This window comes from Methanosarcina sp. UBA5, from assembly GCF_002505485.1.
Taxonomy (GTDB): Archaea; Halobacteriota; Methanosarcinia; order Methanosarcinales; family Methanosarcinaceae; genus Methanosarcina.
Genome location: NZ_DAVG01000090.1, coordinates 1 through 6,421, shown reverse-complemented (window position 1 = coordinate 6,421; position 6,421 = coordinate 1). Strand labels below are relative to the sequence as shown.

Below are 6,421 nucleotides of genomic sequence, written 5' to 3'. Positions count from 1 at the left end.
GGCCCAGGGACGCGGCCTGGATTTGCCTTGCGCTCGACAGGGCGCGGTATCACCACTTGAGCACCGAGACATTTGAGTTTTTCTCAAAAACCATCACCCCCAGAGGTAACTTCCTCCACAAGTACACACCTGCCGGAGATTTTGGGAGCACGTGGCATCCGATCCCTATGATTCAGATTGATGAGACCGGGCTTCCTCTTTACGCCCTTTATAATAACTGGGAGATTGCAAAGAGTGTCTGGACCACAGGCAGGTACTACAGGAGGCTTGTAATCCCCACGGCTAACTATCTTATAAAAGCAATTGACAAGGAAACAGAACTTCCAATTTCAAGTTTTGATCTATGGGAAGAGAGAAAAGGCGTGCATACCTACAGCGCATGTACGGTCTATGCCGGCCTCAATGGAGCCTACGAACTCTCTCGCTCTCTTGGCGATTATGACAGTGCAAACATCTGGAAGGAAGCTGCCGACCGTATCCGGAAGTCGATTCTGGAGAAGCTTTATGATAACAGACTCAAGCGCTTCCGTCGTTCTCTTGACGACCCTACTCTTGATTCCTCGGTCTTTGCCGTCTGGTACTTTGGAATTCTTCCCCCAGATGACTCAAGAGTTGTCCGGACAATGGAAGCTATCGAACGCGAACTTAAGCGCCCCTCCGGTGGAATCGCCAGGTATCTTCAAGATACTTATTTCGGTTATATGAACAGCTGGATTATCTGCACTCTCTGGCTCTCACAGTGGTATTCCGCAGTCGGTAACCTGAATCGAGCTCTTGAACTCCTTGACTGGTGCGCAGCTCACGCTCACCCCACAGGTCTCCTATCCGAACAGATCGATGACAGAGGCAGACCTATTTCGGTTCTTCCTCTAGCCTGGTCCCACTCAGCCTACATCCTCGCTGTCCTCGAATATCTGCAAGCCCTTGAGAAAAAAGAAGGCATTTCCTACTCTTATCCGGAAAAATAAAAACGATAAGCGATCACGAAAAAATAGAAGATTCGGCAATTTCTGTTCCCCCCATAAATCAGCCCTATTGACTCTGCTCGGTATCTTCATTATAATTCAGTCCTCTTGAGCGAACAAAGTTAGCGAAAATGTCTCCGTCCTCCCAAGACGGGACTCGGGTAATTCAGCCCACTTTCCGCAGGTGTCCTATCAATTTCCACAATTTTTCCGGCTATCGTTTTTTCTGAAAACCTCTCTGATTACTTAAACATGGGTTTTTGAAGTTTTCTAAAATTTTTAGCCTTTTACTTTCATTGAAAACTTTCAGCAACCATTTCCTTAAGCTTCAGTTGAGATAATAACTCATGCGTCTTCGGTTAAGGAATCAGTTAACCATAACATGACTACTGCAATTATTTATGCATCTTGATTTACTTTACAGGTTTAAAAAACACAATAATAGTAACACGTTTCTAACAGATCGTATTTTAACAGGTGACAAACAAAATTTATTTTTTATGTCTCTTGATCTTTGACATATTTCGTTTTACCACAAAGTAATGTGTCAATGCAATTTATTTTTGTAAGAACTACTGTATTAACTAACAGAATCTATCAAATGAAGGTCTTAATAAATTTGATAATTATATTATCAAAACATATAAATAAATTAATTTATATATTTAGATAAATTTCAAATGTGGTTGTTTGAAGACGATTTTTATGATATAAAAAAGAAATTTTTGAGAGAACTCTAAAAGATTGGAACCGCAACCAAAAGATTAGATTGGAGTTAGAGGGCGCATATGTTTGGTTTGGTAAAATTTATACATCTAATTAATTGTATAATTTTCAATATAGTGATTATACTCATTTTAACGAAAAAGCTGCCGCTGAAGAGGATGGTTCGTAAGTCTAAAATCATTTTTTGGATCATATTAATCAGCAATATCTTTTCAGCTACCCTTCAATTTTTCTGCCTAATAAACCTAGATTCAAATATATGGTACCATTTAGGTGCCGATTGCCTGGGTATCATAGGACAGAGTACACTTCTGATAGGAGTTGTGTGGATGAAATTGATAGCTGAACCGAGTCCGAGACCGATGAAAATTTTGGCGATTGGAGCCCATCCAGATGACATAGAGATCGCCTGTGGAGGATCTATCGCAAAGCTTTGCGATGCAGGGCACACTATAGTGGGCTTGATCGTAAGTGGCGGGGAATGTGGAGGCAATAGTTCATCTAGGCGTATAGAAGCAATGAAAGGTGCTGAATTCTTAGGTATAAATAAGGTCGAAATGATGGATTTTCCTGATACGAGACTGGATAATTTCGTCTTAGAGATTAGCAAACAAATCGAAACAGTCGTAAACGAGTTGAAACCGGATATAGTATTTACACACTCAGTGCACGACATACATCAAGATCATAGAGCGGTTCACTATGCAACAGTGCGTGCTTGTCGCAACCTGAGCACGATATTATGCTATGAAAGCCCTTCCATTACTCAGAAATTCCAGCCAAATGTTTTTGTAAATATCGAACAGTATATAGATGTCAAAATAGAAAGTATCCGGGAACATGAGGATCAAAACAAAAAGAGCTATGTACAGCCAGAGCAGGTCTATGGAAAAGCCATCTTCCGAGGTACTCAGGCAAAATTGAAACAAGCAGAAGGCTTTGAGGCAATTCGGATTAACTTACCAATTTAATTAGATCTGTAATGATATGACATAAACAATCGCAAATTTAAAAGAAAGCGTCATAAATTAGGCAAGAAGGATTATTTATGGTAAAGATTATGGTGACCGGTATTGGAGGACCAGCCGGTCATAATGTTGCATTACTCCTATTAGAAAAAGGACATACCGTCATTGGCGTTGATATGCAGAGAATCTCGCTTTCAGGGGTCAAGGTGCATAGAATTCCTCCTGCTTCACACCCATTGTTCTTGGAAAAACTATACACTCTTGCAGTCGAGGAGAGCATTCAACTGCTGATACCAACTGTAAGCGAGGAATTGCCAATCTTAGCCTCAGAATGGAAAAAATGGAGTGATATTCCGGCGGTCATTGGCCAACAGCAAGCAGTCTCCGACGCAGATGATAAATTTCTGACATATAAACGGCTTTCGAGCCATGGAGTATGCGTTCCCAGGTACTTACTGCCTTCACAGGTCTCTTCGCCTGAAGAGATCTCGCTTAATTTGGGATGGCCATGTCTAAGTAAGCCGCGAGTAAGTAGAGGCGGTAGAGAAGTAGTTATCAGAAATATAAAGGATTGGCCTGCAATCTCCATGCTTGATGACAGATATATATTGCAGGAGTTTATCCCTGGAACGGAGTACGCACCTAATGTATATATTGGGAAAAAAGCTGTTATCGTAGTTTTAGAAAAGACTAAGCTAAAAGAGGGAATCGTGGGCAACGCAGCTGAAGTGAAGCGCGTAAACGCTCCAGACGTGGCAGATATAGCTAGATCTGCAGCAAAGGCTATGAATCTGACTGGTCCAATGGACATAGATATTCGCCGTCGAAACGATCACAATCCTGTAGTTCTGGAGATCAATGCCAGGTTTGGGGCAAATATTGCCCGAGCCGAAGAAGTACTGGATGCAGTTTTGGAAGATTTTGGAGATTGTTGATGGAGTCGCTTCTTTTATTCTTCTATATTACAGGATTCACCTGCTTTTCTGTAGGTATTCTGATAATTCCATATTATCCACTGTCTTTAGCTTTCGAAATGCGCAAAAGCAAACAGAACATATTCAACAGCAAGAATCCCTTTGTCTCTATAGTGGTACCAGCCTATAATGAAGGAAAAGTGATAGGCCATTGTATAAAATCCATTTTAGAATCAAATTATTCAGAATATGAGGTTATCCTAGTAGATGACGGTTCATTTGATAATACACTTGAAGAGATGCAGCGTTATGAAACGAACTCTCATGTAATTGTGGTTACCAAGAAAAATGGAGGCAAAGCCTCAGCTCTTAACGTGGGACTAAACCTAGCCAAAGGAGAAGTAATATTCTTCGTCGATGCTGACGGCATCTTTGCTCCTGATACCATAAGCAAGATGCTAAGTGGTTTTATCAGTGAAGATGTAGGTGCAGTATGTGGCAATGATGCTCCCATTAATGTTACTAATCTTCAGACAAAACTGGCGAACTTGCTCACTCACGTAGGCACAGGTTTTGTGCGTAGAGCGCTGTCTACTATTGATTGCCTTCCTGTCGTATCTGGTAATATAGGTGCCTTCCGATATAGCACTCTTGAAAAGACTGGTCCCTTCTTAGAGGGATTTATAGGCGAAGACATAGAATTGACCTGGCGTGTGCACAAGGCAGGTTACAAAATAGTGTTTCAACCTTGGGCCATAGTATATGCAGAAGCACCCTCAACTATCACGGGCCTGTGGAAGCAGCGCGTGCGATGGGCACGTGGGCTACTTAAGACCGCTTATATTCACAGAGATATGTTATTCAATCCAAAGTATGGCCCTTTTGCCTTCTATTTGCCAATTAACTTAACATCAATGATTATCATACCTTTGCTACAATTGATATCAATCATACTTTTGCCAATCTTGCTATTTCTCAACATTAATCCCATACCTTTGAACTGGATAGGCATCATGGGTTGGCTTGGTATGTTCTCTGCCATTTGTGCATTATTAGTTTCTATTGCTCTTGACCGAGCTTGGTTCGATTTAAAATACTTCTACGTGATACCATTATGGGTACTATATTCCTTAATGATGGATGTAGTAATGCTATGGGCGATCATCGTTGAGCTGCGTAGAGAGGAGGCAAAATGGAACAAGCTGGATAGGACCGGCATTGTAAGCCGCTGAGAGGTTCAAACGCAATAATATGCAGAATAGCCTGTTGTTCATAATATTCATTTATTCCGTTGCAAAAAATCTTGTTATTTTACACAACAATTGAAAAAACTTCGCAAATAATACATAAGGGTACCAATTATAGCCTAAAATTTTGGTACATTGACATCAGGCAGTGTCGCGAATTTTTCTGTAAATCCAAAATCAAATTTTTGTATATTGAGAATGATTAAGTTCTATTGCTATCAAATTCTCAAAACACAAATTTATTAAGATTTCTTATTTTACAGAAATTAATGTACACTGCCTTCATCATCCATACATTTACATTTTTATTCTGAGATTTTTGCAACTGAACCTTATAAAGATAGGGTCCTTCCAAATCAGCGTTAAAACTAAGGATATAGAAGGCTTATTTTTGACAATATATCTACAATTAGAACTTCCCCATTTAAGATAAACTCCAAAAATTATTTTATTAAGTAAATAATTTATAATACTCTTTAAAATCAGCAAATAATTAATATAATACTTTTGTTTATCCACAATTTATTTTTATTTAGAACTAAGGCGTTTGACACCATTTTTACCCATTCTAAATTATGATAAATGCAAGGAATGAAAGATATTTAATCAATTAATTCAAGCATTTAAGCTTTCTAAATAACAAATAAATCATTTAATAGCTGTACTTAATTGAGGAAGGACTGGCACTATATTTAATTGGGCAAATAAGGCTTAATAACCCTTAAAAAACTAGTCATTTTTTGAGGGAGCTATATAAAGAATAAAGTGGATTTATAATAATGGTGAAAATGTGCGAAAATCGATATTCCTATTAGCTGGAATTATATTACTTATATCAAATGCAAGTGCCCTTAGTTGGTCAGGATTTGATTGGACACTTAAAAGTGGTATAAAAGGTCCTGGATCAAACTATTGGAACCCGAATAACGCATATGTAGATTCAGATGGTAAATTACACCTTGAAATAAATTATAGTGACGGTCATTGGAATTGTGTTGAACTAGACAGTGTTAAAGACTTTAAATATGGAAAATATACATGGGTAGTTTCTTCACAATCATTAAATCTTGATAAAAATGTAGTACTTGGACTCTTCACATATACAGACGACAATCATGAGATTGATATTGAATCAGGCCAGTGGGGGAACTCAAGCTCAGACCATCTACATTTCACATGCCAACCAGACAATACAGTAACGTTTGTGTCACCTGATTCTAGTTATATAAACGCAACTGATGTGACTTATACATTCGACTGGCAACCAACTTACATACATTACACTGCTAAAGCGTCAAATGGCAAAATTATCGCTGATTGGTACTGTGCAAATACAAAAGATATTCCTAAAGTGAAAGCAAAAGTAATGATGAACCTTTGGTTGCAGCATAGTGTACCGCCAAGTAATGGCAAACCAGTAGAAGTGATTATAAGCTCCTTTCATGCGTTACCGGGTAAGCATAAAATCCCCCACTGTCTGTTCCAAAATCCAGTGATTTTTGATTTTTTGAGATCTGAATTATCAAGAAGAATCCAGCTTTATCAAAATCAATTTTTGAATTTTACATTCATCACTAGATTTTGGCACTGAGTCTCGTCAT

Annotated in this window: 5 protein-coding genes; all 5 read left to right on the top strand. The window is 38.8% G+C overall.

Translation table 11 applies throughout. The annotated features are described in order from the left end of the window. Positions 1–968, top strand: a 968-nt coding sequence (locus tag BP621_RS10040) for a glycoside hydrolase family 15 protein (protein WP_292389527.1), incomplete at its 5' end; no start/stop codon positions are given. A gap of 1,052 nt (positions 969–2,020) precedes the next feature. Beyond that, positions 2,021–2,662: a PIG-L deacetylase family protein gene (locus BP621_RS10035; RefSeq protein ID WP_292389526.1), complete on the top strand. Its 642-nt coding sequence runs from the start codon at positions 2,021–2,023 to the stop codon at positions 2,660–2,662. Between the two features lie 173 nt (positions 2,663–2,835). After that, positions 2,836–3,594: an ATP-grasp domain-containing protein gene (locus BP621_RS10030; protein ID WP_292389525.1), complete on the top strand. Its 759-nt coding sequence runs from the start codon at positions 2,836–2,838 to the stop codon at positions 3,592–3,594. Then, the gene (locus BP621_RS10025; RefSeq protein WP_292389523.1) at positions 3,594–4,805 is read left to right on the top strand and encodes a glycosyltransferase; all 1,212 of its coding nucleotides are present in this window, start codon (positions 3,594–3,596) and stop codon (positions 4,803–4,805) included. The genes BP621_RS10030 and BP621_RS10025 overlap by 1 nt, the downstream gene beginning before the upstream one ends. An 805-nt stretch (positions 4,806–5,610) precedes the next feature. Next, positions 5,611–6,411, top strand: a complete 801-nt coding sequence (locus BP621_RS10020) for a glycoside hydrolase family 16 protein (protein WP_292389521.1) — start codon at positions 5,611–5,613, stop codon at positions 6,409–6,411. Positions 6,412–6,421: the final 10 nt, after the last annotated feature.

Coding starts and splice junctions, on each gene's coding strand:
- BP621_RS10035 (WP_292389526.1), top strand. CDS start 2,021: ATGAAATTGATAGCTGAACCGAGTCCGAGACCGATGAAAATTTTGGCG.
- BP621_RS10030 (WP_292389525.1), top strand. CDS start 2,836: ATGCAGAGAATCTCGCTTTCAGGGGTCAAGGTGCATAGAATTCCTCCT.
- BP621_RS10025 (WP_292389523.1), top strand. CDS start 3,594: ATGGAGTCGCTTCTTTTATTCTTCTATATTACAGGATTCACCTGCTTT.